Annotated in this window: 25 protein-coding genes and 1 tRNA gene; 4 read left to right on the top strand and 22 right to left on the bottom strand. The window is 61.1% G+C overall.

The genetic code is table 11. The annotated features are described in order from the left end of the window. Positions 1-70: 70 nt before the first annotated feature. Positions 71-1,240: a cystathionine beta-lyase gene (locus ACFWYE_RS02285; protein ID WP_379109329.1), complete on the top strand. Its 1,170-nt coding sequence runs from the start codon at positions 71-73 to the stop codon at positions 1,238-1,240. A gap of 113 nt (positions 1,241-1,353) precedes the next feature. On the opposite strand, the gene ACFWYE_RS02280 is transcribed toward ACFWYE_RS02285, so the two are convergent. From ACFWYE_RS02280 to ACFWYE_RS02205, 16 genes are all read right to left on the bottom strand, one after another. Further along, a complete protein-coding gene (locus ACFWYE_RS02280) occupies positions 1,354-1,746 on the bottom strand; it encodes a hypothetical protein (protein ID WP_379109327.1) in 393 nt (130 codons plus the stop codon). Positions 1,747-1,858: 112 nt separating this feature from the next. After that, positions 1,859-1,933: transfer RNA gene (locus ACFWYE_RS02275), tRNA-Lys, on the bottom strand. A gap of 187 nt (positions 1,934-2,120) precedes the next feature. Further along, positions 2,121-3,611 (bottom strand): glycerol kinase GlpK, encoded by a 1,491-nt coding sequence (gene glpK / locus ACFWYE_RS02270; protein WP_379109325.1) that lies wholly within the window; start codon positions 3,609-3,611, stop codon positions 2,121-2,123. An 85-nt stretch (positions 3,612-3,696) separates the two neighbouring features. Next, on the bottom strand, positions 3,697-5,421 hold the full coding sequence (locus ACFWYE_RS02265; protein ID WP_129414739.1) for an ABC transporter substrate-binding protein: 1,725 nt from the start codon (positions 5,419-5,421) through the stop codon (positions 3,697-3,699). 77 nt (positions 5,422-5,498) lie between these two features. Next, positions 5,499-5,906 carry a DUF2160 domain-containing protein gene (locus ACFWYE_RS02260; protein ID WP_379070337.1) on the bottom strand — a complete coding sequence of 136 codons (408 nt, stop codon included), beginning with the start codon at positions 5,904-5,906 and terminating at the stop codon, positions 5,499-5,501. Next, positions 5,906-6,820, bottom strand: coding sequence for a carbohydrate ABC transporter permease (locus tag ACFWYE_RS02255; protein ID WP_379109323.1), 915 nt, complete (start codon positions 6,818-6,820; stop codon positions 5,906-5,908). The genes ACFWYE_RS02260 and ACFWYE_RS02255 overlap by 1 nt, the downstream gene beginning before the upstream one ends. A 1-nt stretch (position 6,821) precedes the next feature. Further along, complete coding sequence (locus ACFWYE_RS02250; protein WP_379109321.1) at positions 6,822-7,688, bottom strand: carbohydrate ABC transporter permease; 867 nt, start codon at positions 7,686-7,688, stop codon at positions 6,822-6,824. A gap of 2 nt (positions 7,689-7,690) precedes the next feature. Continuing rightward, positions 7,691-8,758, bottom strand: coding sequence for an ABC transporter ATP-binding protein (locus tag ACFWYE_RS02245; RefSeq protein WP_379109319.1), 1,068 nt, complete (start codon positions 8,756-8,758; stop codon positions 7,691-7,693). Between the two features lie 9 nt (positions 8,759-8,767). Continuing rightward, the gene (locus ACFWYE_RS02240) at positions 8,768-9,847 is read right to left on the bottom strand and encodes an ABC transporter ATP-binding protein (protein WP_379109317.1); all 1,080 of its coding nucleotides are present in this window, start codon (positions 9,845-9,847) and stop codon (positions 8,768-8,770) included. Between the two features lie 22 nt (positions 9,848-9,869). Then, positions 9,870-11,399 carry a glycerol-3-phosphate dehydrogenase gene (gene glpD / locus ACFWYE_RS02235; protein WP_379109315.1) on the bottom strand — a complete coding sequence of 510 codons (1,530 nt, stop codon included), beginning with the start codon at positions 11,397-11,399 and terminating at the stop codon, positions 9,870-9,872. Positions 11,400-11,528: 129 nt separating this feature from the next. Continuing rightward, positions 11,529-12,296, bottom strand: coding sequence for a DeoR/GlpR family DNA-binding transcription regulator (locus ACFWYE_RS02230; RefSeq protein ID WP_379109752.1), 768 nt, complete (start codon positions 12,294-12,296; stop codon positions 11,529-11,531). 107 nt (positions 12,297-12,403) lie between these two features. Continuing rightward, the gene (locus ACFWYE_RS02225; protein ID WP_379109314.1) at positions 12,404-13,816 is read right to left on the bottom strand and encodes a pyridoxal phosphate-dependent decarboxylase family protein; all 1,413 of its coding nucleotides are present in this window, start codon (positions 13,814-13,816) and stop codon (positions 12,404-12,406) included. A 105-nt stretch (positions 13,817-13,921) separates the two neighbouring features. Beyond that, positions 13,922-14,719 (bottom strand): transglutaminase domain-containing protein, encoded by a 798-nt coding sequence (locus tag ACFWYE_RS02220; protein ID WP_379070316.1) that lies wholly within the window; start codon positions 14,717-14,719, stop codon positions 13,922-13,924. Between the two features lie 69 nt (positions 14,720-14,788). Beyond that, on the bottom strand, positions 14,789-15,730 hold the full coding sequence (locus tag ACFWYE_RS02215) for an alpha-E domain-containing protein (protein WP_379070313.1): 942 nt from the start codon (positions 15,728-15,730) through the stop codon (positions 14,789-14,791). 72 nt (positions 15,731-15,802) lie between these two features. After that, on the bottom strand, positions 15,803-17,215 hold the full coding sequence (locus tag ACFWYE_RS02210) for a circularly permuted type 2 ATP-grasp protein (RefSeq protein ID WP_379070307.1): 1,413 nt from the start codon (positions 17,213-17,215) through the stop codon (positions 15,803-15,805). Positions 17,216-17,383: 168 nt separating this feature from the next. Then, entirely contained in the window at positions 17,384-17,620 is a 237-nt protein-coding gene (locus ACFWYE_RS02205; protein WP_054311233.1) for an Lrp/AsnC family transcriptional regulator, read from the bottom strand. Positions 17,621-17,828: 208 nt separating this feature from the next. Between ACFWYE_RS02205 and ACFWYE_RS02200 the strand changes: the two genes are divergently transcribed. Continuing rightward, positions 17,829-19,025 carry a serine hydrolase domain-containing protein gene (locus tag ACFWYE_RS02200; protein ID WP_379109750.1) on the top strand — a complete coding sequence of 399 codons (1,197 nt, stop codon included), beginning with the start codon at positions 17,829-17,831 and terminating at the stop codon, positions 19,023-19,025. 120 nt (positions 19,026-19,145) lie between these two features. Beyond that, positions 19,146-19,655: a hypothetical protein gene (locus ACFWYE_RS02195; RefSeq protein ID WP_379109313.1), complete on the top strand. Its 510-nt coding sequence runs from the start codon at positions 19,146-19,148 to the stop codon at positions 19,653-19,655. 39 nt (positions 19,656-19,694) lie between these two features. On the opposite strand, the gene tgt is transcribed toward ACFWYE_RS02195, so the two are convergent. Further along, the gene (tgt, locus tag ACFWYE_RS02190; protein ID WP_379109311.1) at positions 19,695-20,825 is read right to left on the bottom strand and encodes a tRNA guanosine(34) transglycosylase Tgt; all 1,131 of its coding nucleotides are present in this window, start codon (positions 20,823-20,825) and stop codon (positions 19,695-19,697) included. A 112-nt stretch (positions 20,826-20,937) separates the two neighbouring features. Between tgt and ACFWYE_RS02185 the strand changes: the two genes are divergently transcribed. After that, positions 20,938-21,336: a GFA family protein gene (locus ACFWYE_RS02185; protein ID WP_379109748.1), complete on the top strand. Its 399-nt coding sequence runs from the start codon at positions 20,938-20,940 to the stop codon at positions 21,334-21,336. Between the two features lie 11 nt (positions 21,337-21,347). Here the strand turns inward: ACFWYE_RS02185 and ACFWYE_RS02180 are convergent, their stop codons facing one another. From ACFWYE_RS02180 to ACFWYE_RS02160, 5 genes are all read right to left on the bottom strand, one after another. After that, on the bottom strand, positions 21,348-21,617 hold the full coding sequence (locus ACFWYE_RS02180; protein ID WP_379070300.1) for a hypothetical protein: 270 nt from the start codon (positions 21,615-21,617) through the stop codon (positions 21,348-21,350). Positions 21,618-21,704: 87 nt separating this feature from the next. Beyond that, on the bottom strand, positions 21,705-22,775 hold the full coding sequence (gene queA, locus ACFWYE_RS02175) for a tRNA preQ1(34) S-adenosylmethionine ribosyltransferase-isomerase QueA (protein ID WP_379109309.1): 1,071 nt from the start codon (positions 22,773-22,775) through the stop codon (positions 21,705-21,707). Between the two features lie 63 nt (positions 22,776-22,838). Further along, positions 22,839-23,288 (bottom strand): DMT family transporter, encoded by a 450-nt coding sequence (locus ACFWYE_RS02170; RefSeq protein ID WP_379109308.1) that lies wholly within the window; start codon positions 23,286-23,288, stop codon positions 22,839-22,841. A 4-nt stretch (positions 23,289-23,292) separates the two neighbouring features. Next, positions 23,293-23,808, bottom strand: coding sequence for a peptidylprolyl isomerase (locus ACFWYE_RS02165; RefSeq protein WP_129414722.1), 516 nt, complete (start codon positions 23,806-23,808; stop codon positions 23,293-23,295). 23 nt (positions 23,809-23,831) lie between these two features. Next, positions 23,832-24,419, bottom strand: a complete 588-nt coding sequence (locus tag ACFWYE_RS02160; protein ID WP_379070291.1) for a peptidylprolyl isomerase — start codon at positions 24,417-24,419, stop codon at positions 23,832-23,834. Positions 24,420-24,441 lie beyond the last annotated feature (22 nt).

Here is a 24,441-nt window from a genome sequence, read left to right as displayed (position 1 = left end):
CGACCACCCGGTGGTTGCGCCGCAGGCTTGCCCGCTCTATCCCTTCCCAACCTCAGCAGGCAGCAGGATCATGGCGAAAAACAACGGCAATTGGGGCATCAACACGCGGCTCGCGCATAGCGGCAACGATCCGCGCGACTTCTTCGGCTTCGTCAATCCGCCGGTGGTGCATGCCTCCACGGTGCTCTACCCGGATGCCGCCACCATGAATTCGCGCAGCCAGAAATACACTTACGGCACGCACGGAACGCCCACTTCGGACGCGCTCGCTGCGGCCATCGACGAACTCGAGGGCTCGGCCGGCACCATCATCGTTCCATCCGGCCTGGCGGCTGTAACGGTTCCGCTGCTCGCATTCGCCTCGGCCGGAGACCACGTCCTGGTGGTCGACAGCATCTATCGGCCGACGAGGCATTTCTGCGACACCATGCTGAAGCGCATGGGTGTCGATGTGGAGTATTACGAGCCGCGCATCGGCGCCGGCATCAAGGCGCGGTTCCGGCCGAACACCAGGATCGTGTTCACCGAGTCGCCGGCCTCAAACACCTATGAGGTGCAGGACATACCGGCGATCTCGAAGCAGGCGCGCGCCATTGGCGCGGTGGTCATGATGGACAACACCTGGGCGACGCCGCTCTATTTGCGTCCGCTCGACCACGGTGTCGACATCTCCATACACGCAGCCACCAAATATCCGGGCGGCCACTCCGATGTGCTTCTGGGCACCGTTTCGGCCAACGAGGCCTGCTGGCCAAAGCTGCTCGCAGGCTTTGATGCATTGGGTTGCTGCGCCGGCCCCAACGACGTCTACCAAGTGCTGCGCGGCCTGCGTACCATGGGTGTGCGACTGGACCATCACGGCAGGAACGCCCTGGATATCGCCACCTGGCTGGAGACGCAGGCCGGCGTGGCGCGCGTTCTCCACCCTGCCTTGCCGAGCCATCCCGACCATGCGTTGTGGAAGCGCGACTTCAGCGGTGCCAGCGGCGTCTTTTCCATTGTGCTCGCCGGTGGCGGCCAGAAGCAGGCACATGCCTTCCTCGATGCGTTGAAGATCTTCGGCCTCGGCTATTCCTGGGGTGGTTATGAAAGCCTGGCGGTGCCGGTCTTCCTCGGCGACCGCACCATAGCCAAGGGCCCTTACGAAGGCCCGCTGATCCGCTTGCAGATCGGGCTCGAGGATGTCGAGGATTTGAAGGCCGATCTGGCAGCAGGCCTGGCAGCAGCGCACAACGCCTGACACCGTCCTGGAAAATCGCGCCGCGGGGCCTCCGCACCGCACTGTTGGAGCGTTTCCGCTTGCTTTCACACAGTCCCGGACGGAAAGCCCCTGTGCACTTTTGCCGGAATTGCTCAGTCGGTTGACCGGTTGGGCAGGTTGCCTGCATTCCTGAGTGCTGCGACCAGGAGGCTGGTGTGGCCAAGGATATCGGTCCGTGCCTGCGCCTGCAGGGACAGGCCGTTCCAGTTCTCGAGCGGCTCGATGAAACTTGCCAGCGCACCATTGACCCGGCAGCTGTCCACCGACTGGCCGTTCTTCGTCAGCGCCAGGATGCCGATATCGGCGTCATACCGAATGCCTGCGATACGCTGGAAGCGGTAGTCGCCCTCGACACGGACATCGAAGGCCAGCAGGCCCGCCGTGCGCATGGCGATATCCGTAACCTTTTCCGAAAAACTGGTCGGCAGCGCGCTGGCAGCCCGCACCGCCATTTCGAACAGGACTGTATCCAATTCCGCCGCCATGATGGGCCCACTGTGCTGCAGGCGTCGAAACAGGCAATTGGGCCACGCGCGTTTTGCACAGCGTAGCAGCGGACTAAATTAGAACAATGTAAAATTTTTCAACTGGTTAAGATGGTGAGCCGGGAGGGGATCGAACCCTCGACCACATGATTAAAAGTCACGTGCTCTACCGCTGAGCTACCGGCCCATCCTGGCTTTCTGGCCGGAACATCGCCCGGCTTTTGCCGACCGCGTTTCCGAATGCCGGTCCGCCTGAAAAGTGGGCGGAACATAGGGAGAGTGCCCCCCATGGTCAACCGGAAAAAAGCCGATTTCCAAACCACTGCGCACAACCGACTTTTTCGCAGCAATAACAACGCCCATGGGCGCCCAAATCACGTCGTCAGGGTTCGCCTGACGGCATCGTGCCAGCCTTTCAGCTTGGCTGTCCGGATTTTCGCATCCATTTCCGGCTTGAAGCGGCGGTCGAGCGACCAGGCCTTGGCGAAGTCCTTCATCTTCGGCCACACTCCGGCCTTCGAGCCGGCCAGCCAGGCAGCCCCGAGCGCCGTGGTCTCCAGGATGGTCGGGCGATCGACGGGCGCATCGAGAAGGTCGGCGAGCCGTTGCATGGTCCACGCCGACGCCACCATGCCGCCGTCGACTCGCAGCACCGTCTTGCCGTTTCCGGTCTTCCAGTCCTTCTTCATGGCATCGAGCAGGTCGCGTGTCTGGTAGGCGACTGATTCCAGTGCCGCGCGGGCAAACTCCGCCGGGCCGGAATTGCGCGTCAACCCGTAGATCGCCCCGCGTGCTTCGGCGTCCCAGTGCGGCGCGCCCAGTCCGACGAAGGCCGGCACCAGATAGACGTTCTGCGCATCGTCTGCCTGGGCGGCAAGTTCACCGCTGTGTTCGGCCTTGCCGATCACCTTGATGCCGTCGCGCAGCCATTGCACCGCCGCACCAGCGACGAAGATCGAGCCCTCCAGCGCATAGGTGGTCTTGCCGTTCAGGCGGTAGGCGATGGTTGTCAACAGCCGGTTCTTCGAGCGCACGATGTCCGCGCCGGTGTTGAGCAGCGCAAAACAACCGGTGCCGTAGGTGGATTTCATCATGCCCGGCTCGAAGCAGGCCTGGCCGATGGTCGCCGCCTGCTGATCACCGGCGACGCCGAGGATCCTGATCTCGGCGCCGAAGAGATCTTTCTCCGTCACGCCAAAGTCATCGGCGCAATCCTTCACCTGCGGCAGCAGTTGCGCCGGGATGTTCAGGATGCGCAGCAACTCGTCGTCCCACGCATTGGTGGCAATGTTGTAGACCAGCGTGCGAGACGCGTTGGTGGCGTCGGTCGCGTGCACCTTGCCGCCGGTGAGCCGCCAGATCAGGAAGCTGTCGATGGTGCCGGCCAGAAGCTCGCCACGCTCGGCGCGCTTCCTCGCTCCCTTCACCTTGTCCAGCATCCAGGCGATCTTGGTGCCTGAGAAATAGGGGTCGAGCAGCAGACCGGTCTTCCTGGTGAATTTCGGTTCCAGGCCCTGCTTGCGCAATTTGGCGCAGAGTGGCGCGGTACGACGGTCCTGCCAGACGATGGCGTTATGGATCGGTTTGCCTGTCGCCTTGTCCCAGATGACAACCGTCTCGCGCTGGTTGGTGATGCCTATGGCGGCCACGCCGGAAGCCTTGCAACCCGCCTTTTTCAGCGCAGCCTTGACGGTCTGGACGACGCTTGCCCAGATCTCTTCCGGATCATGTTCGACCCAGCCGGATGCCGGAAAATGCTGGGTGAATTCCTGCTGGCCGACGCCGGCAACCTTCATGGCACCGTCGAACAGGATCGCACGTGAGGATGTCGTGCCCTGGTCTATCGCTAAGACGAAACCTGTCATCTCTTCCCCTCATCGCGATACGAGAAGGGAGACGGCATGACGCCGCCTCCCCCGACTTTGGATGCGGGCCGCTGCCCGCACCGTGTTATTTCTGCCAGCTCTTCACCAGCTCGTCATAGTTGATGGTGATCGGCTTGTCCTTCTCGGGCTCGATCTTGAGCTGCGGCGCAAGGTTGCCCTTCGAGACGGCATCCTTGTTCCAGTATTCGAGATCGTGCTCCTCGGCGAGCTTCGGACCGATGTCGCCCTGCACGCCGGCCTTCTCGAGGCGGCCCATCACCTTCTCCTGCTCGGCGCACAGCGAGTCCATCGCTTCCTGCGCGGTCTTGGCGCCGGAGGATGCGTCGCCGATTGCCTGCCACCACAGCTGTGCCAGCTTTGGATAGTCCGGCACGTTGGTGCCCGTCGGCGACCACTGCACGCGGGCCGGTGAGCGATAGAACTCGATCAGACCGCCGAGTTTCGGCGCGCGGTCCGTAAAGCTCTTGTGGTGGATGGTGCTCTCGCGGATGAAGGTGAGACCGACATGGCTCTTCTTCACGTCGACTGTCTTCGAAGTGACGAACTGCGCGTAGAGCCAGGCGGCCTTGGCGCGGTCATCGGGGGTCGACTTCATCAGCGTCCAGGAACCGACGTCCTGGTAGCCGAGCTTCATGCCGTCCTTCCAGTAGACGCCATGCGGACTCGGAGCCATGCGCCACTTCGGCGTGCCGTCGGCGTTCACCACCGGCAGACCGTCCTTGACCATGTCGGCGGTGAAGGCGGTGTACCAGAACATCTGCTGGGCGATGTTGCCCTGCGCCGGAACCGGACCGCTTTCGGAGAAGGTCATCCCCTGGGCTTCGGCCGGAGCATAGGCCTTCAGCCAGTCCAGATATTTCTGGATGGCGTAGACGGAAGCCGGGCCGTTGGTGTCGCCGCCGCGCGCCACGCAGGAACCGACGGGCTGCGACTTCTCGTTGACCTTGATGCCCCATTCGTCGACCGGGAGCCCGTTCGGGATGCCCTTGTCGCCGTTGCCGGCCATCGACAGCCAGGCGTCGGTGAAGCGCCAGCCCAGCGACGGGTCCTTCTTGCCGTAGTCCATATGGCCGAAGACCTTCTTGCCGTCGATCTCGCGACCGTTGAAGAACTCGGCGATATCTTCGTAGGCTGACCAGTTGACCGGCACGCCGAGATCGTAACCGTACTTCGCCTTGAAGTCGGCCTTGTTCTTCTCGTCGTTGAACCAGTCGTAGCGGAACCAGTACAGGTTCGCGAACTGCTGGTCAGGCAACTGATAGAGCTTCTTGTCCGGTGCCGAGGTGAACGAGGTGCCGATGAAGTCGGCGAGGTCGAGGTTCGGATTGGTGACATCCTTGCCTTCGTTGGCCATCCAGTCGGTCAGGTTGCGCACCTGCTTGTAGCGCCAGTGCGTGCCGATCAGGTCGGAATCGTTGACCCAGCCGTCGTAGAGGTTCTGACCCGTCTGCATCTGGGTCTGGATCTTTTCGACGACGTCGCCTTCCTGGATCAGGTCGTGCGTCAGCTTGATGCCGGTGATGGCCGAAAAGGCCGGCGCCAGCACTTCCGATTCATAGGAGTGCGTGGTGATGGTTTCCGACACCACCTTGATCTCCATGCCGGCGAACGGCTTGGCGGCGTCGATGAACCACTGCATTTCCTTTTCCTGGTCGGCGCGCGAAAGCGTCGACACGTCGCCGATTTCCTTGTCCAGGAAGGCTTTCGCCTCGTCCATGCCTGCGTAGGCGTTGCCCATGCCAGCAAGCAGGGCAAGCGCGGTCGTCGATATCAGAAATTGCCGTCGCATAAGTCTCCTCCTCAATAAGTTTTAATATGCTCCGGATCGGCAGCGGAACCCGCCGCCTCCCCGACGGTTTTCTCCCTCTAAACGTAGCGGAACACCGCTACGGCGTAGGCCACGGAGAGAGCGAGAGCCCACCACAGGCCGGCTCCAACGAGACCCAGCCAAGCGAGATGAATGAAGGCGCTGCCAAGCAGCGTGATGAACAGACGGTCGCCGCGCGTCGTCTCGAAACGCAGCACGCCGACGCGCGGATTTCCGCCGGGCGACGCATATTCCCACACCGCCATCAACGAGAGGATGCCGAAGATCGAGAGAAAGAACATGGCGGTCGGAAAGGTCCATGCCATCCAGCCGCCGGCGATCAGAGGCGCCCCCCAGGCGCGCGCGCCGTCCTGAACCGGGACGAATGCGGCCAGCAGCCCGGATGCGCCGAGATAGACGGCGATCACGATGATGAAGGGAACGATCCAGTTCCGGGAAACAGCCATCATACCCTCCCCAGGGCGAAGCCCTTGGCGATGTAGTTGCGGACAAACCAGATCACGATGGCGCCGGGGATCAGCGTCAGCACTCCGGCGGCGGCAAGCAGACCCCAGTCCATGCCGGAGGCTGAGACCGTGCGCGTCATGACGGCAGCAATCGGCTTGGCATCGGTGGTGGTCAGCGTGCGGGCAAGCAGCAGTTCCACCCATGAGAACATGAAGCAGAAGAAGGCGGCCACGCCGATGCCGCTCGCGATCAGCGGCATGAAGATCTTGAAGAAGAAGCGTGGGAACGAATAGCCGTCGATATAGGCCGTTTCGTCGATCTCCTTCGGCACCCCGGACATGAAGCCCTCCAGGATCCACACCGCCAGCGGCACGTTGAACAGGCAGTGAGCCAGCGCCACCGCGATGTGCGTGTCGATCAGGCCGAAGGCGGAGTAGAGCTGGAAGAACGGCAGCGCGAACACGGCCGGCGGCGCCATGCGGTTGGTCAGCAGCCAGAAGAACAGGTGCTTGTCGCCAAGGAAGCGATAGCGCGAGAAGGCATAGGCCGCAGGCAAGGCAACGGCCACCGAAATCACCATATTCATAACGACATAGGTGATGGAGTTCACATAGCCCATGTACCAGGATGGATCGGTGAAGATGATCCGGTAGTTCCGCAGTGTCGGCTCGTGCGGATAGAGCGTCAGGCCGGACACGATCTCCGTGTTGGTCTTGAAGCTCATGTTGACGAGCCAATAGATCGGCAGCAGCAGGAACAGGATGTAGAGTGTGGGGATCACCCACCAGAATTTCGATTCCTCGCCACGCTTGCGCATGCGCCGCGCGAGCTGTTCCTGCGAGAGACCGCTCCTCAGCGAACCGGCGGTGATCGCCGTATCGGTCGGGTTTGTCCGTTCGTTTGCGCTCGCCATGTCAGCGCTCCGCGTCGTAGTTGGTCATGACGGTGTAGAACACCCATGACAGCAGCAGGATGATCAGGAAGTAGACCAGCGACATTGCCGCCGCCGGGCCGAGGTCGAACTGGCCGAGCGCCATCTTGACCAGATCGATGGACAGGAAAGTGGTCGAGTTGCCGGGGCCGCCGCCGGTGACGACGAACGGTTCGGTGTAGATCATGAAGCTGTCCATGAAGCGCAGCAGAACCGCGATCAGAAGCACGCGCTGCATCTTTGGCAACTGGATGTAGCGGAACACGGCCCAGCGCGAAGCGCCGTCGATCTTGGCGGCCTGATAGAAGGCATCCGGGATCGAGACAAGGCCTGCATAGCACAACAGCACGACGAGGCTCGTCCAGTGCCACACATCCATGATGATGACGGTGAACCAGGCGTCGAGCGGGTCCTGCACATAGTTGTAGTTGAAACCCAGCTTGTTCAGGTAGTAGCCGAACAGACCGATGTCGCTGCGGCCGAACACCTGCCAGATCGTGCCGACGACGTTCCACGGAACCAGCAACGGCAGCGCCATCAGCACCAGGCAGACGGGAACGCCCCAGCCCTTCTTCGGCATATTGAGCGCGATCAGGATGCCGAGCGGCACTTCGATGGCCAGAATGATCGCAGAGAAGACGAGGTTGCGCCCCATCGCCTGCCAGAAACGCGGCGAACCGAGCAATTCCTCGAACCATTCGGTACCGGCCCAGAAGAACTGGTTGTTGCCGAAGGTGTCCTGTACCGAATAGTTGACCACCGTCATCAGCGGGATGACGGCGGAGAAAGCCACCAGCACCAGCACCGGCAGGACGAGAAACCAGGCCTTGTTGTTCCAGGTTTTCTCCATGGTCAGGCCCTCATCTCGACGCGCCAGGAATCGGCATAGACATTGATGCCGGCCGGTTCGAAACGCAGCTTCGGTTCAGCGGGAATTTCCTCGTCTTCGCCGACGATCGCCGCGATCTCGCGGCCTTCCAGCCTGGCACGGACAACCTTGTGGCGGCCGACATCCTCGACCTTGCTGATCGACACGCCGATGCCGACCCGGCCAAGGCGCACATATTCAGGCCTGATACCGAGTTCCATCGAACCGCCGGTCTTCTCCGGGGCTCCGGGGAGCGTAATCGCCAGGGATCCAAGCTTGGCGGTCTTGCCCTGGACCTCGATCGGCAGCACGTTCATGCCGGGCGAGCCGATGAAATAGCCGACGAAGGTGTGTTTCGGTCGTTCGAAAAGCTCTGCCGGCGTGCCGATCTGGACGATACCGCCGTCGTACATCACCACCACCTGGTCGGCGAAGGTAAGCGCTTCCGTCTGGTCGTGCGTGACATAGACCATGGTGTAGCCGAAGCGGCGATGCAGCTGCTTGAGCTGCGAACGCAGCACCCATTTCATATGCGGGTCGATGACGGTCAGCGGTTCATCGAACAGGATGGCATTGACGTCGGAGCGCACCAGTCCGCGGCCGAGCGAAATCTTCTGCTTCTGGTCGGCGGTCAGGCCCCTCGCCTTGCGCCTGGCCCAGTCAGCGAGATCGATCATGTCGAGCGTCTCGCGCACCTTGCGGTCGATATCTGCCTCCGGAACGCCGCGATTGCGGAGCGGAAAAGCCAGATTATCGTAAACCGTCATGGTGTCGTAGATGACCGGGAACTGGAACACCTGGGCGATGTTGCGCTCCTGCGTCGACAGATTGGTCACATCGTTTCCGTCGAAAAGCAGCTTGCCGTGCGAAGGATGCAGCAGGCCGGAAATGATGTTGAGCAGCGTGGTCTTGCCGCAACCGGACGGGCCGAGCAACGCGTAGGCGCCGCCATCCTGGAAAGTGTGATGCACTTCCTTCAGCGCGAAGTCGGTGTCCTTCTGCGGATTGGGCAGATAGGAATGGCGGATATGATCGAGATCGATGCGTGCCATGCCGCGCTCCTATGCCGCCAACCGCGGCGCGCCGACCGAACGCCCGTCCGCGTCGAAGACCATGATGTGGCGGGGATCGATGAACACCTCGACCTCGTCGTCGGTGGTGAGGTCGAGAATGCCGTGGGAAAGCATCACCCAGCGCGCATCGGCGAAGTCCAGATGCACGAAGCTCTCCGAACCGGTGATCTCGGTGATCGATACCTTGGCGCGCACCGGCACGGCCTGATCGTTCGGCCGCTGCAATGAAAGATGATGCGGCTGGAATCCGATCGTGTAGCTGGCATCGGCAACACCGGTGATATCCGCCGGCACGGGCAGGCTCACGCCGCCATCGAGCAGGAACCTTGCGCCGGATTTGCGCAGGACGATCGTATTGAGCGGTGGATCGGCGAAGGTGCGGGCCGTGATCAGGTCATTCGGCTTGCGGAAAACCTCGATGGTCGGACCGAACTGCGTGACCCTGCCCTCCGACAGCGTCGCCGTGTTGCCGCCGAGCAGCAGCGCTTCATGCGGCTCCGTGGTTGCGTAGACGAAAATGGTGCCGGCCTCGGCGAAAATCCTCGGCAATTCGGCACGCAGTTCCTCGCGAAGCTTGTAGTCGAGGTTGGCCAGCGGCTCGTCGAGCAGCACGAGGCTGGCATTCTTGACGATGGCGCGGGCGAGCGCGGTACGCTGCTGCTGGCCGCCGGACAGATGAAGCGGCGTGCGCTCCAGATAGGGTGTGAGTTTCAGAAGCTCCGCGGCCTGCCGCACCTCGCGATCGATCCTGGCCTTGTCGACACCGGCAACGCGCAGCGGCGAGGCTATGTTTTCATAGACCGTCATCGCCGGATAGTTGATGAACTGCTGGTAGACCATGGCGACGTTGCGCTTCTGTACCGGCACGCCGCTGACATCCTTGCCATCGAACCAGACCGAACCGGTGGTTGGGCGATCGAGACCAGCCATCAGCCGCATCAGGCTCGTCTTGCCAGACAGCGTCGGGCCCAGAAGCACATTCAGTGAGCCGTGCTGCAGCGTCAGCGATACGTCGTTGATGTGCGTTGCCGCACCCACGACCTTCAAGACGTTCCGCAATTCCAGCATTCGGTTTCCTCCCTATGCCGCGCTATTCGGCGGCAGCGATATGCGGGCCGCTGACGCGGCGCAGAAATGCTTCCAGCTTGGCGGTCTGCTCGCGATCGAAATGCAGGCCACGCTTGGTCCTGCGCCAGAGGATGTCCTCGGCAGTCCGTGCCCATTCATGTTCGACGAGGTAGCGGACTTCGGCCTCGTAGAGCTCGGCACCGAAATCCTGGCCAAGGTCGGCCGTTGATTTGGCCGGTCCGAGCAGGACGCGCGCACGCGTCCCGTAGAGCCGCACCAGACGCCTCGCCATGCGGGTTTCCAGAAACGGATAGGAACTCTTGAGCTTGGCGACCTCGGCGTCATACCCGGTTGCCGGGAAGTCGCCGCCAGGCAGCGCGCCTTTTGCAGTCCAGGGCTCGCCGCGCTTGCCGAGAAAGCCCTCGATCTTCTCCAGCATGGACTCCGCCAGCCGGCGATAGGTGGTGATCTTGCCGCCGAAGGCATTGATGAGCGGAGCTGCGCCCTCCCCGCCCTCGGCTTTCAGCACATAGTCGCGTGTCGCTTCCTGCGCCTTGGATGCGCCGTCATCGTAAAGCGGGCGGACAGCGGAATAAGTCCAGACAATGTCGGCGCGCGTCACCGGATCGGCAAAATACTCGCTGGCCGCCGCGCACAGATAGTCGATCTCGCCTTCGCTGATCGTCACATTATGCGGATCACCGGAATAATCGCGATCGGTGGTACCGATCAGCGTGAAATCTTCCTCATAGGGAATGGCGAAGATGATGCGGCCATCCTTGTTCTGGAAGAAATAGGCGCGCGGGTCATCGAACTTCTTGCGCACGACGATATGACTGCCCTGCACCAGACGCACATTGTGCACGTCGTTCTTGCCGACGGTCTTCTCCAGGACATGGTCAACCCAGGGCCCGGCAGCATTGACCAGCAGCCTCGCCCTGACGGTTTCGGTCTTGCGGTCACGCGAGTCCTCGATCGTGATCGCCCATAGATCGCCTTCGCGGCGCGCGGCCACAACCTTGGTGCGGGTCCGGATGGTTGCGCCGCGATCGGCGGCATCCCTCGCGTTCAGCACGACCAGGCGCGCATCGTTGACCCACCCGTCGGAATATTCAAACGCCTTGGAAAACAGCGGCTTCAGCGGCTTGCTGGCAGGATCGCGCCGCATGTCCAGTGTTTTCGTGGCCGGCAGAAGCCTGCGCCCGCCTATATGATCGTAGAGGAAAAGACCGAGCCGCAGCATCCAGGCCGGACGCGGCCCGCCGGCAAAAAAGGGCAGCACGAAACGCATCGGCCAGATGATGTGCGGCGCGTTGCGCCACAGCACCTCGCGCTCCATCAACGCCTCACGCACAAGGCGAAACTCATAGAATTCGAGATAGCGAAGGCCACCATGGATGAGTTTGGTCGAACCGGACGATGTCCCGCTCGCCAGATCGTTCATCTCGGCCAGGAATACCGAATAGCCACGGCCGACCGCGTCGCGCGCAATGCCGCAACCGTTGATGCCACCGCCGATGACAAAAATGTCATGGACCGGAGTTCCGTCCAAAATGCCCTCCCATGATTTCGCATTGCAGCATAGAAAGCCGCATTTCGAAAGCGCTTGGATGTTATTTCGAAAACAGAACGAATGTCAAACGAAATTCAGATCAATCAAAAAAGCTAGCCTGCATTGCTATCAGGGTCGTGACGTCTCGATGAGCTGAACCTCGGAGTCCGCGCAGATCTTGCGCACCGCGGGGATGTCGCATCGATCGGTTATGAAGGTGTTGACCTGCGAGAGGTGACCGATGCGAACGGGTGCGGTGCGCTCGAACTTGGTGCAATCCGAAACCAGGATGACGTGGCGCGCATTGGCAAGGATGGCTTGCGCGACTTTCACTTCGCGAAAATCGAAATCGAGCAGCGCCCCGTCATGATCGATGGCCGAGGCGCCGATTACTGCGTAGTCGACTTTGAACTGCTTGATGAAATCGACTGCCGCCTCACCGACGATACCACCGTCCGAGCCGCGCACCACACCACCGGCAATCACCACTTCTATCGAAGGATAGACACGCATCCTGTTGGCAACATTGATGTTATTGGTGATCACCATCAGGCCGCTATGATCAAGCAGGGCCTTGCTGACGGCTTCGGTCGTGGTGCCGATATTGATGAATAGCGAGGCATTGTCCGGGATCAGCCGTGCAGCGGCGAGACCAATTGCTTCTTTTTCATCGGCAGCGATCTGCCGTCTCGCCTCATACTCCATGTTCTCGATGCCTGACGGGAACAATGCGCCGCCATGGACGCGTGTCAGAAGCCGCTGGTCACACAGATCGTTGAGATCCTTGCGGATCGTCTGCGGCGTCACTTCGAAATGCGCGGCAAGATCATCCACCAGCACACGACCTGCCTCCTTGGCCATCTGGATGATCTCGGCATGGCGTGGCGACAGATACATTTGGGCAGTTCCCATTTTCGTTTTTTGTTACTCATAGCCAAAAACGAAAATGGAAGAAAAGCAAGAGCCAGCTATGGCGGACAGCGTATCCGCCGCATCCTCTTTGGCTACGAGAGGCCGCGAGCGATCTCGACAATCACATCGAAAGCGGCCTCGACATCCTCTCGCGTCGCCTCGAATTGCCCGACCTGGAAACGGATCGCGACCTGATCGTCGACGCGTGTCTGGGTGAGATAGATGCGGCCATCATCGTTGATGGCATTGACCAGCCGCAGATTGTGTTCGTCGCTGTCACCTCCCTCGCCTGCCAGGTGGCGGAATGAGAACAGCGACAGCACCGGCGCTGTCACCAGTTCGAAATCCGGCTCTTTCGAAAGCCGCTCCGCCAGAGCGGCACTCCAGCCCACATGGTTGCGGATCATGGTGCGCAGGCCTTCCAATCCATGCGCGCGCATCAGGAACCACAGTTTCAGCGCACGGAACCGCCTACCCAGCGTCACCGTCCACTCGGAATAATTGACGATGCCGTCATGGCCGTGTGTCTTCAGATATTCAGGTTTGATGGCCAGCGTGCGCACATGGCTTTCCGGGTCGCGCACGAACTGGATTGAACAGTCAAAACTGGCGCCCAGCCATTTGTGCGGATTGAAGACGATGGAATCGGCCTTTTCGATCCCGCGCCAGAAGTGACGATATTCCGGACAGATCATCGCGGCGCCCGCCCATGCTGCATCGACATGCAGGTAGAGATCGTGGCGGCGGGCGATTTCCACGACCGCAGCGATGTCGTCCGTGCCGCCGGTGCTGGTACCTCCGACACAGGCGACGATGCCTGCCGGGAGAAATCCTGCCTCCTTGTCAGCGAGGATCGCAGCCTCCAGCGCGGCTGCATCCATGGAACGCAGCACACCGGTTGTCGGGACACGGACGAGGTTCTCGTCGCCTATGCCGGCGACCCAGATGGCGCGATCGATCGACGTGTGGACCTGGTTGGAACTGTAGATACGCAAGCGCTTCTGTCCGGTCAGGCCATCCTTATTGCCCTTCCAGTTGAGTGCCCGTTCGCGCATGGTGAGTATGGCGGCCAACGTGGCGGAGGAAGCCGAATCCTGGATAACCCCGGAGAACCCTTCCGGCAGGCCGAGTCCCTGGCGCAGCCAGTCGATCATTTTTGTTTCGAGTTCGGTTGCGGCAGGCGAGGTTTGCCACAGCATGCATTGCGCCGCTACTGCGGTCACCAGGTATTCGGCGATGACGGAAACACGCGCGGCGTTTGCCGGAAAATAGGCGAAGAAGCGCGGATGCTGCCAATGTGTCATGCTAGGCATGATCTTCGCTTCGAAATCGGCGAAGATCGCTTCCATCGCTTCCGCCTGCTCCGGTGGCGATGCCGCGATCTGCTGCAGGGTCGATCCCGGGGCCACATGCGGCCGTACCGGTCTGTCCCGCACGGTATCCCGGTAATCCGCGCCCCAGTCCGCGGCGCGCCGTGACCACGCGCGGAATTCCTGGCTATCCATACCGCCTTCTCCCTGAGTTCGGCCCGATATTGATTAACATGTGCATTATGCTGCCAGGCACTGGCGCGCAAGGCAGGTTGGCGGCATTTGGCGTCGCCTTGGTGACTACTGTTGCACGACAGTGATCGAAACGGCGAGTTGCTCGCGGCCCTGGCCCAGACGAATGCCGGAAACCGGCATCGCATCGCGATAGTCGCGTCCGCTCGCCACCCGGACATAACGCTCATCCGGCGAGATGCCGTTGGCCGCGTCGAACGACACCCAACCCAATCCGGTGACATGCACCTCGGCCCAGGCGTGGCTCGCCACCTGCTCCGAAATGCCGTCCATCATCAGGTAACCGCTGATGTATCGGGCTGATAAACCAAGAAGCCGCGCCGCCGAGATGAAGACATGGCTGTGGTCCTGGCACACACCAGTGCCAAGACTGAGCGCTTCTTCAGCCACCGTTTCGGCGCTGGTGCTGCCTGGCAGGTAGGTGATACGATCGCGCACCAGCCCCATCAGTCTATGCAGCCGTTCGATCTCGGGGCCTTCGCCGAGGCCCGCGACAAGACCACGAATCCCCTCGCCAGCCGTCGTCAGTGGTGTTTCGCGCAGGAACAGCCACAAGGGCGCGAAGCCCTGGTGTGGTCCATACACGCCTGCCTTGTCGATCGTCTCCACTTCGCCGACCGCCTCGATCGCGATGACGTGCGACGCCCCTTCGACGCTGACCAGGCGCGTGTCGTTGGCAAATTGGTCTCGGAAGTGCACCTCTTCCCTGGCGCCTTCGATCTTCAGCGCCCAGGAGCGCACGGTCTGCGTGGGACCCGAACCTGGAACGAGTCGCACGCGTTGCAGCGCGTAGCTGACCGGCGTGTCGTAACTGTATTCGGTCCGGTGCGTGATCTTCAGACGCATGATGGCCAACTGCGACGTTTTGCGTTGATATCAGGACGGGTCGAAATCGCAGGGTTCATCTCAATCCGCCTAGTAGAACCGGTAGTCTTCGGCGATCTGGTCGCCGAGGCGCGTGTTCTCGGCGATGAAATTGCCGAGGAATTCATGCAGGCCCGCATCGAAGACGTCCTTGATGGAGCCAACCTTCAGCATCGCATGAATTCGCTCGGCCGTCGCATGGCTGGCGTGGCGCGCGCCATAGTCGCCGCACAGGAAATTCAGGTGCTCAAGGATGAACCGATAGCAGAAGGTCAGCGAACGCGGCATGCGTGCGTTGACGATCAGATAGTCGGCGATGTTCGTCGGCTTGTACTCCGCCTCGTAGACCCAGCGATAGGAGCGGTGCGCCGACACCGAACGCAGGATCGATTCCCACTGATAGTTGTCGAGGGTCGAGCCGACCCAGGAGATCGACGGCAACAGCACGTAGTATTTCACATCGAGGATGCGGGCGGTGTTGTCGGCGCGTTCGAGATATGTGCCGAGCTGCGAGAAATCGAAGATCTCGTTGCGCAGTTGCGTGCCGAAGAGCGAGCCGCGGATCAAGGCCGTCTCGCGTTTGACCGCATCGAGCACTGACGGCAGGTCGCGCTGGTCGATCGGCCTGGCCAGCATCCGCTTCAGCGCCATCCAGGCTTCGTTGGTGCTTTCCCAGGTCTCGCGTGTCAGCGCGGTACGCACCATGCGCGCATTGTTGCGCGCCGTCTCGATCGACGACATGACGCTGGACGGGTTCGATGTGTCGCGCAGCAGGAAGTCGGCGACGTTGGCCGCAGTGAACTCCGAATATTTTTGCGCGAACGCGACGTCGGACCCGGCGCTGATCACCACCGAATGCCATTCTTCCGAGGCATCCTGGGTGCGCGTCAGCGCCATGCGCAGCCCGGCATCGACCAGCCGCGCCATGTTCTCCGCCCGCTCGATGTAGCGGTTCATCCAGTAAAGGCCGTTGGCGGTGCGTCCGAGCAGCATTAATACCCCCCTCCGAAAGCAAGCAGCGCGTTGCAGACACCCGACTGCCGGCCGCCGACTGCCGACCTGCCTTCAGTCATCCAGCACCCATGTATCCTTCGTGCCTCCGCCTTGAGAGGAATTGACCACAAGCGAGCCTTCCTTGAGCGCAACGCGCGTCAGGCCACCCGGAACCAGCTGGATACGGTCGGAAACCAGCACATAGGGCCTGAGATCGACGTGGCGTGGCGCCAGACCCTTCTCGGTCATGATCGGACAGGTGGAGAGCGCCAGCGTCGGCTGGGCGATGTAGTTGGCAGGCTTGGCGGCAAGCTTCTTGGCGAACTCTTCGCATTCCTTCTTGGTTGCCGCCGGGCCAACCAGCATGCCGTAGCCGCCCGATCCGTGCACTTCCTTGATGACCAGTTCCGAGATGTGTTCCTGCACGTATTTCAGGCTGTCCGGCTCGGAACAGCGCCAGGTCGGAATGTTACCCAGGATCGGCTTGCGACCCGTGTAGAACTCGACGATCTCCGGCATGTAGGAATAGATCGCCTTGTCATCGGAAATCCCGGTGCCCGGCGCATTGGCGATGGTGATGTTGCCCGCGCGGTAGACGTCCATGATGCCGGGCACGCCAAGTGCCGAATCCGGACGGAAGGTCAGCGGATCCAGGAACGCATCATCGACACGGCGATAGAGCACGTCGATCTGCTTGTAACCCTCCGTGGTGCGCATCGCGACATGGCCGTCGACGACACGCAGATCCTGCCCCTCGACGAGTTGCACGCCCATCTGGTCGGCCAGGAAAGCATGCTCGTAATAAGCGGAATTATAGATGCCCGGCGTCAACACAGCGATGGTCGGCGTCCCCTCGACGCCCCTTGGCTTCACGGCAGCCAGGGATTGCCTGAGCAGCGCCGGATAATTCTCGACGGGCCGCACCTTGATTTGCTGGAACAGCTCCGGAAAGAGCTGCATCATCGTCTCGCGGTTCTCCAGCATGTACGAGACACCTGATGGCGTACGCGCATTGTCTTCCAGCACGTAGAACTCGTTTTCGCTGATGCGCACGATGTCGACGCCGATGATGTGCGTGTAGACTCCGGCCGGAGGCCGAACACCGATCATCTCCGGCAGGAAGGCTTCGTTGGCCGCGATCAACTGTTTCGGGACGCGCCCTGCCCGCAGGATCTCCTGGCGGTGATAGATGTCGTCCAGGAAGGCGTTGAGCGCCTGCACCCGCTGTTCGATGCCCAATGCCAGGCGGCGCCATTCCTGGCCCGAGATGATGCGCGGCACGATGTCGAAAGGAATGAGGCGCTCCGAAGCCTCCTGCTCGCCGTAAACGGCGAAGGTGATCCCGGTTTTCCGGAAGACACGTTCGGCATCTTCCATCTTCTGGGTAAGTCGACCTGGGTCTTGTTCTTTCAGCCAGCGATCATATGCCGAGTATGGTCTCCTCAGCCCGGTCGTTTCCGGAAGCATCTCATCGAAAGCTGCCAAACGCGTACTCCCCTCTGACACCATTTCAACTGGCGTCGGAGAGGAAATCAAGCGCAATCGGCGATTTGCATCGTTACAGCAGTTTGGCCGTCAAGATTGCACGATAGGCAGGCGGCAAAACAGCTTCCTGGGCAATGCGTGCTTATTCGGCGTGCACTTTACCGCAGCCTAAAATGCCCGAAACGTCACGGTCGTGAAGGTGTCGGAGATACCTGGAATGATCTGCACCTTCTCATTGACGAAATGGCCGATGTCCTGGTCATCGTCGATGTAGAATTTCGCGAGCAGATCGTAGTGACCGGCGGTCGAGTAGATCTCGGAGGCGAGTTCAGCGTCGGCAAGCGCGGCAGCCACCTCATAGGCCTTGCCGAGTTCGCACTTGAACTGCACAAAAAACGTCTTCACGGGCCGGCCTTCCTTCTGTTTCGCATCCGTTTTGGCAGACGTGTCCGGTGCATTCAAGCCGGTTTCCGACAGGGACGGCAGGCCCACGCTTGCCGCAACGGCACATTGACAGGCCCGACGGCCGTAGCGTCAACTTCATCCCAATTCGATCGGAACCCATGTAGTTCCGGCATGGTGGGAGGACTGAATGCGGACTTTCTGGCGCTGGATGCTGCGCGTCCTTCTTCTGCTCATTGCCGTCGCACTGGTCGGCGGCTTCGTCTTTCGTCGGAAGATAGAGGAACTGCACGCCGTCTACACTTACGCGAACGCGTTCAAACCGAACGTCATCGATGAGAACTTCCGCTCGCTTTACAAACTCTATCCCGCCGTTCGGGTCGAACATGGTTCGGAGGTAAGCGAACTTCCAAAGGCAGAAAGAGCGCTGCCGGAAACCTATGCCTCCGCAGGTGAGACCCGAAAGCTCGCCGACTGGATCGAAAGGACACAGACCACCGGCCTCATTGTGATCAAGGATGGCAAGATCATCCACGAGGAATACCGACGCGGCAACAATGCTGGAACCCAGTCGATCGCCATGTCGGTCTCGAAGTCGACCATTTCCTTTCTCGTTGGCAATGCAGTCGCCGACGGTCTGATCAGGCTGGAGGATCCCGTCGAGAAATACGCCCCCTTGCTGGCCGAGGGCGGCTATAAGGGCGTTACGGTCAAGAACGTCCTGCAGATGTCGTCCGGCATCGGTTTCAACGAGGATTACGGCGATCTCAATTCCGATATCGTGCGCTATATCATCCAGATCCTCACCGGTTCGGTGAACGATTTCACCGCGCATCTCAAGAGCGAGCGGCCGCAAGGCACGTTCAACCGCTACGTCTCTGCCGATACCCAGGTGCTCGGCATGGTACTGGAGGGGGCAACCGGCAAACCCCTGCCCGACTATTTCAAGGAGAGACTTTGGTCCAGGCTAGGCCCCGAGGCGGATGCCTATTGGCTGGTCGATCAGAAGAAGGAAGCGCTGGCGGCCGGCGGCCTGAATGCCGTGCTGCGTGACTACGCCCGCTTTGGCCTGCTCTATCTCAACAAGGGGCGTAACTGGAAGGGCGAGCAGATCGTACCGGCCGAATGGGTGCATGCCTCGGTGACGCCGGACGCACCCTATCTGATGCCTGGCCGTGAGGACCCCGCCGCCGGTATTCCATTCGGCTACGGCTACCAATGGTGGATTCCCGGCAAGCCGCAGGGCGACTTCGCGGCAATCGGCATCTATGGTCAGTTCATCTACGTGAACCCGGCGCGCGGGGTGGTGATTGCCAAGACTTCGGCCTATGCCGACTACAACAACAGCGGCGGTGCGATGGAATACGAAACGATCGATGCATTCCAGGCGATCGCCAACGCGCTATAGCCGACGGAGAACCCGGACGTCGTCCGGGAGGGTGCAACGATTGACGCATCGACAAGCACAGTGGTAGCCGCTTCGCCAAATTCCGACAAACCCTGCCACTCCAGAGAAGAAATGCGCGTCATGAAAAACCGAAGCAAGGCTGCGTGTGCGGCTGCTCTGTTGCTTGCAACCGGCTTGATCGGTGCGGCACAGTCGATCGCACCTGTTTCGTCAGCCCAAGCTCAGACCGAATATCTGCCGACCAAGAAGGATTTCATCGGCAAGTGGAAACTGAGCGGGTCGGCCATCCGGCCGCCGCGAGATCTGAAAGGATCGCCCTCAGAGAAGGATGAAGCGGCTGCGAATGATTTCCAGCAGACAGTAACCACCTTCTATTCAGCCTTCGACTATCTTGAGATCAAGGCAGACGGTAGCTACAACTTCCATCAGCCTGGCGATCCTGCGTCGGGGCCTTGCGTGTGGTGCGGAACCTGGTCGTTCAAGAACGATTCGCTCTGGCTCAAACTGGACACGGCACCACGGCTCGACATCTACGCCGAGGGCGGCGATATCCAGATGACTTATACGGCAGAGCCGGAAAAAACGTCCAAATACAAATGGCAGGTTTTCGGCTGGTCGAAGCTTGACTGATCAAAGGGGGCTGCCGCAGGGTCATTGGCCGCCCCGCCTTCAGCAGGGCGGCAAATCACCCTTCACCCAGCCTTCCGAGATCACAGCGGTACGGGCTTCGAACTGACCGGCTTCGATCGCGGCGCGAATGTCCTGCATCAGCTTCTGATAGTAGGACAGGTTGTTCCAGGTGAGCAGCATGGCGCCGAGCGCCTCCTGCGAGCGGACCAGATGATGAAGATACGCCCTGGAGTAGTCTCGGGCCGCAGGGCAGTCGCTTTCCTCGTCAAGCGGACGCGGATCGTCGGCGTGGCGGGCGTTGCGCAGGTTGATCTTGCCGCGTCTGGTATAGGCTAGCCCATGGCGCCCTGCCCGCGTCGGCATCACGCAATCGAACATGTCAATGCCACGTGCCACCGATTTCACGATGTCATCAGGCGTGCCGACTCCCATCAGATAGCGCGGCTTGTTGGCCGGCAGCTCCGGACAGGTGATGTCGAGCATATCCAGCATCACCGCCTGCGGTTCACCCACCGCAAGGCCACCAACCGCATACCCCTTGAGATCCATCGCCGACAGCGCCTGCGCGGAGCGCACCCGTAGCGGAGCAATGTCACCGCCCTGCACGATACCGAACATCGCCTTGCCAGGCTGATCGCCGAAGGCTGTCTTGCAGCGCTCGGCCCAGCGCAGCGACAGCTCCATCGCACGCTCGATTTCCCTGGCGTCGGTAGGCAGTGCCGTGCACTCGTCAAGCTGCATCTGGATATCGGAATCGAGCAGGCCCTGGATCTCGATCGAACGTTCCGGCGACATCTCGTAGGCCGAGCCGTCGATATGCGAGCGGAAGGTGACGCCCTGCTCGGTCAGTTTCCTGAGCTTCGACAGCGACATCACCTGGAAGCCGCCGGAATCGGTCAGGATCGGATGCGGCCAGCGCGCGAATTCGTGCAGCCCACCCAGCCGCGCCACCCGTTCCGCACCAGGCCGCAGCATCAGGTGATAGGTGTTGCCCAGGATGATGTCTGCACCGACACCACGCACCTGGTCCATGTACATGGCCTTAACCGTGCCGCCGGTACCGACCGGCATGAAAGCGGGGGTCCGAATCTTGCCGCGCGGCATGGCGATTTCACCGCGCCGCGCCTTGCCGTCCGTGGCGAGCACGGAAAAGGAAAAATTCTCGATCATGCGCTGCCTTTAGCTGTCGCTGCGGCGCAAGACAATCCGGGATGAACCCTTGTCCGGCTCAGTCCCCGCGCCTAGCTTGAGAAACGGCAATCCGTGGAGCGATCCTATGCCGATATTCGAAGGTGCATGCCACTGCGGTGCCGTACGCTGGCGGTTCAACGGGATTCCGGATGGCGCTACGGCTTGCAACTGCACAGCCTGCCGCCGCTATGGCGTGCTGTGGATCTACGGCTACGAGGGTAAGGAAATCGAGGTCTCCGGCGAAGCACGCGTCTATGCCCGCAGTGACAGCGATGGCGATCTCACGTTCCATTTCTGCCCCAACTGCGGCAACGTAGCGTGGTGGCGCGGCACGCAACTGGACAGGAACGGTCGCAGACGCATGGCCGTCAACGTACGGCTTGCCGAGCCGGAAACCGTGGCGGCCTTGCCGATCGACCATTTCGACGGTCTGACCACCCACACCGACTTACCGCGCGACGGCCGCAATGTCGTCGACTACTGGTTCTGAGCTGTCGACTGTTATTCGCCGAATTCCTTGTCGTGGACCGGCGCCGTGGCTGCCTGCTCCTCGAGCGACTGCCTGTAGCGGATGCAGCCGCGCATGAACTTGGGCCAGGGCGGCACTGCGATCGCCGGGTCGGTTCTTTCCGGCAACAGTTCCCAAAGGTCCGGATGATGCCAGCACAGCTCGTGACCCGTCGAGTCTCGGTGCGTGCGAATGCCTTGCCGTAGCTTCTTCACCTCGGCGACAAGCTGGTCGCGGTTCATGGCTTCGAGATCGTGATCCATCTCTCCTCCTCGACATAAGGTGCGCCCCGCTCCCCGCGCAAGAGCACCTTATGTCGAAAGCGTCGAAATGCCGATCTGGGAAGATCGCTATGACCTGAACAGCAGGCTGCCGTCACCGTAGGAATAGAAGCGATACCCGTTCTCGATCGCATGCCGATAGGCCGCGCGCATTGTATCCAGCCCGGCGAAGGCCGAAACCAGCATGAACAGCGTCGAGCGCGGCAGGTGGAAATTGGTCATCAGCACATCGGCGGTCCGGAATTGATAACCAGGCGTGATGAAAATGTCGGTCGCTCCAGACCATTCGCCAAGCCTGCCATCTTCGCGCGCGGCACTTTCCAACAGCCGCAATGACGTCGTACCGACGCAGACGATGCGATTACCACGTGCCTTGGCGGCGTTCAGCGCATCCGCCACCTGACTCGACACGTAACCCGTTTCGGCATGCATCTTGTGGTCGGCGGTGTCGTCCGCCTTTACCGGCAGAAAGGTGCCGGCTCCGACATGCAGGGTCACGAACCGTCGCTCGATACCTTTGGCGTCAAGCGCTGCAAACAGATCGGGTGTGAAATGCAGGCCTGCGGTCGGCGCCGCCACCGCCCCCTCTTCCCGAGCATAGATGGTCTGGTAGTCCGCAAGGTCACGTGCGTCATCGTCACGCTTTGAAGCAATATAAGGCGGCAGCGGGATATGGCCTACGGCGTGCAAAGCCTCATCGAGGAACGCACCGGAAAGATCGAAACTCAGCAACACCTCGCCACCCTCGCGTTTTTCGAGCACCGTGGCGTCGAGTTGGCCGAGGAAACAGGAACTGCCGTCGTGGCCGAAATGGATCCGGTCGCCTTCTGCGACACGCTTGCCTGGCCGCATGAAGGCTAGCCAGCGGTCGGCACCGGTGCGCATGTGCAACGTCGCTTCCACCTGGGCAGCAGCCTCACCGCGGCGGCGGATGCCGCGCAGTTGCGCGGGAATGACCTTTGTATCGTTGAAGACCAGCACGTCGCCGGGATCGAGGAGGGACGGCAGGTCGCGCACAACCTTGTCGGCAAGTCCCTCGCCCGGTCGCACGACCAGAAGTCGCGCCGTGTCGCGCGGTTCGGCGGGCCGAAGCGCTATGCGCTCCTCGGGCAGGTCAAAATCGAAGAGATCCACTTTCATGGCAGCGGCCATAGCGCGATCTCGATCGATCCGCCACCGTGCTTGTTGCTAGGAGCCTGCCCGTCAATAAAGCCGGATCATCAACGCACCGACGAGCAACAGCGCTGCGCCGACCACGCGACCCATCGAGATTTCACGGACGGCGACGCCAAGGAAGCCGATCCGGTCCACCAGCATGCCGGCCAGAAGCTGACCCGCAACAAGGAACGCCATCAGCGCGGCGGCGCCGATTCTCGGCGTAAGAAGCACGGAACTCGTGACATAGACTGCACCCAGCGCTCCACCGGCGACGAAGAGCCAAGGTGCCGGCGCGCGCCAGTCGATGGCGATGCCCTGCGCGCGCGTCGTGAAGAACGTAACGATGCCGAGAACGATTGCGCCGGCCAGGAACGAGATCGCGGCCGCGGCAACGGGCACACCCAGCCCGCGGGCGAGCTGGGCATTGATGGGAGCCTGGATGGCGATGAAGGCGCCCGCAAGGACGCCGAGAAGCGACCAGAGAGCGCCGGCCATCGGATCAGGCCTTCACGTCCGCCGCGACTTTCAGCGACACGATCTTGTCGGGATCCTGCACCGGCTCGCCGCGCTTGATCTTGTCGACATTCTCCATGCCTTCGATGACCTGGCCCCAGACCGTATACTGACGGTTCAGGAAGCCGGCATCCTCGAAGCAGATGAAGAACTGCGAATTTGCCGAATTCGGGTTCTGTGCGCGTGCCATCGAGCAGGTGCCGCGAGCGTGATTGACGTTGGAGAACTCTGCCTTCAGGTCCGGCTTGTCGGAACCGCCCATGCCAGCACGCGACGGATTGAAATCCTTGCCGCCCGACTTGCCGAACTTCACATCGCCAGTCTGGGCCATGAAGCCGTCGATGACACGATGGAAGACGACGCCGTCATAAGCGCCCTCACGCGCCAGTTCTTTGATGCGGCCGACATGACCGGGTGCGAGGTCAGGGAACAATTCGATGACGACCTTGCCTTTGGTCGTTTCCATGATGAGCGCGTTTTCGCGATCCTTGATTTCAGCCATTTTGGATATCCTTTTGATAAAACTCAGTTCTTGTCAGCGGCAATGCGAACCTTGACCATACGGTCCGGATCGGAGACGGAGCCGTTGTCGGCGGCGTCGCCCTTCTTGATCTTGTCGACGAATTCCATGCCCTTCTCGACATTGCCGACGATGGTGTACTGGCCGTTCAGCGACGGTGCCGGCGCGAACATGATGAAGAACTGCGAATTCGCCGAATTCGGATCCTGCGATCGCGCCATACCGACAACGCCGCGCGCATATTTTTCCTTGGAGAATTCGGCGGGCAGATCGGGTTCCTTCGAGCCGCCGGTGCCGGCGAGGCTGGCGTCGAAACCTTTCTTCATGTTGCCGTACTGGACGTCACCGGTCTGGGCCATGAAGCCATCGATGACACGGTGGAAGGCAACGTTGTCATAGGCACCTTCACGCACCAGCTTCTTGATCTGGGCGACATGCTTGGGTGCAAGGTCGGGCCGCAGGGCGACAACGACATCGCCGTCCTTCAGCGTGATGACCATGGTGTTTTCAGGGTCTGCCGCGAAGGCCTGCGACGCGCCGCCGAAAAGGCCGGCAAGCACGACGAGGAAGGCGGCGAGCTTTTTGAGCTGCATGGGATGATCTCCGAAATATCTA

The organism is Mesorhizobium sp. NPDC059025, assembly GCF_042739655.1.
Taxonomy (GTDB): domain Bacteria; phylum Pseudomonadota; class Alphaproteobacteria; order Rhizobiales; family Rhizobiaceae; genus Mesorhizobium.
This window is presented reverse-complemented; position numbering and strand designations above follow the sequence as displayed.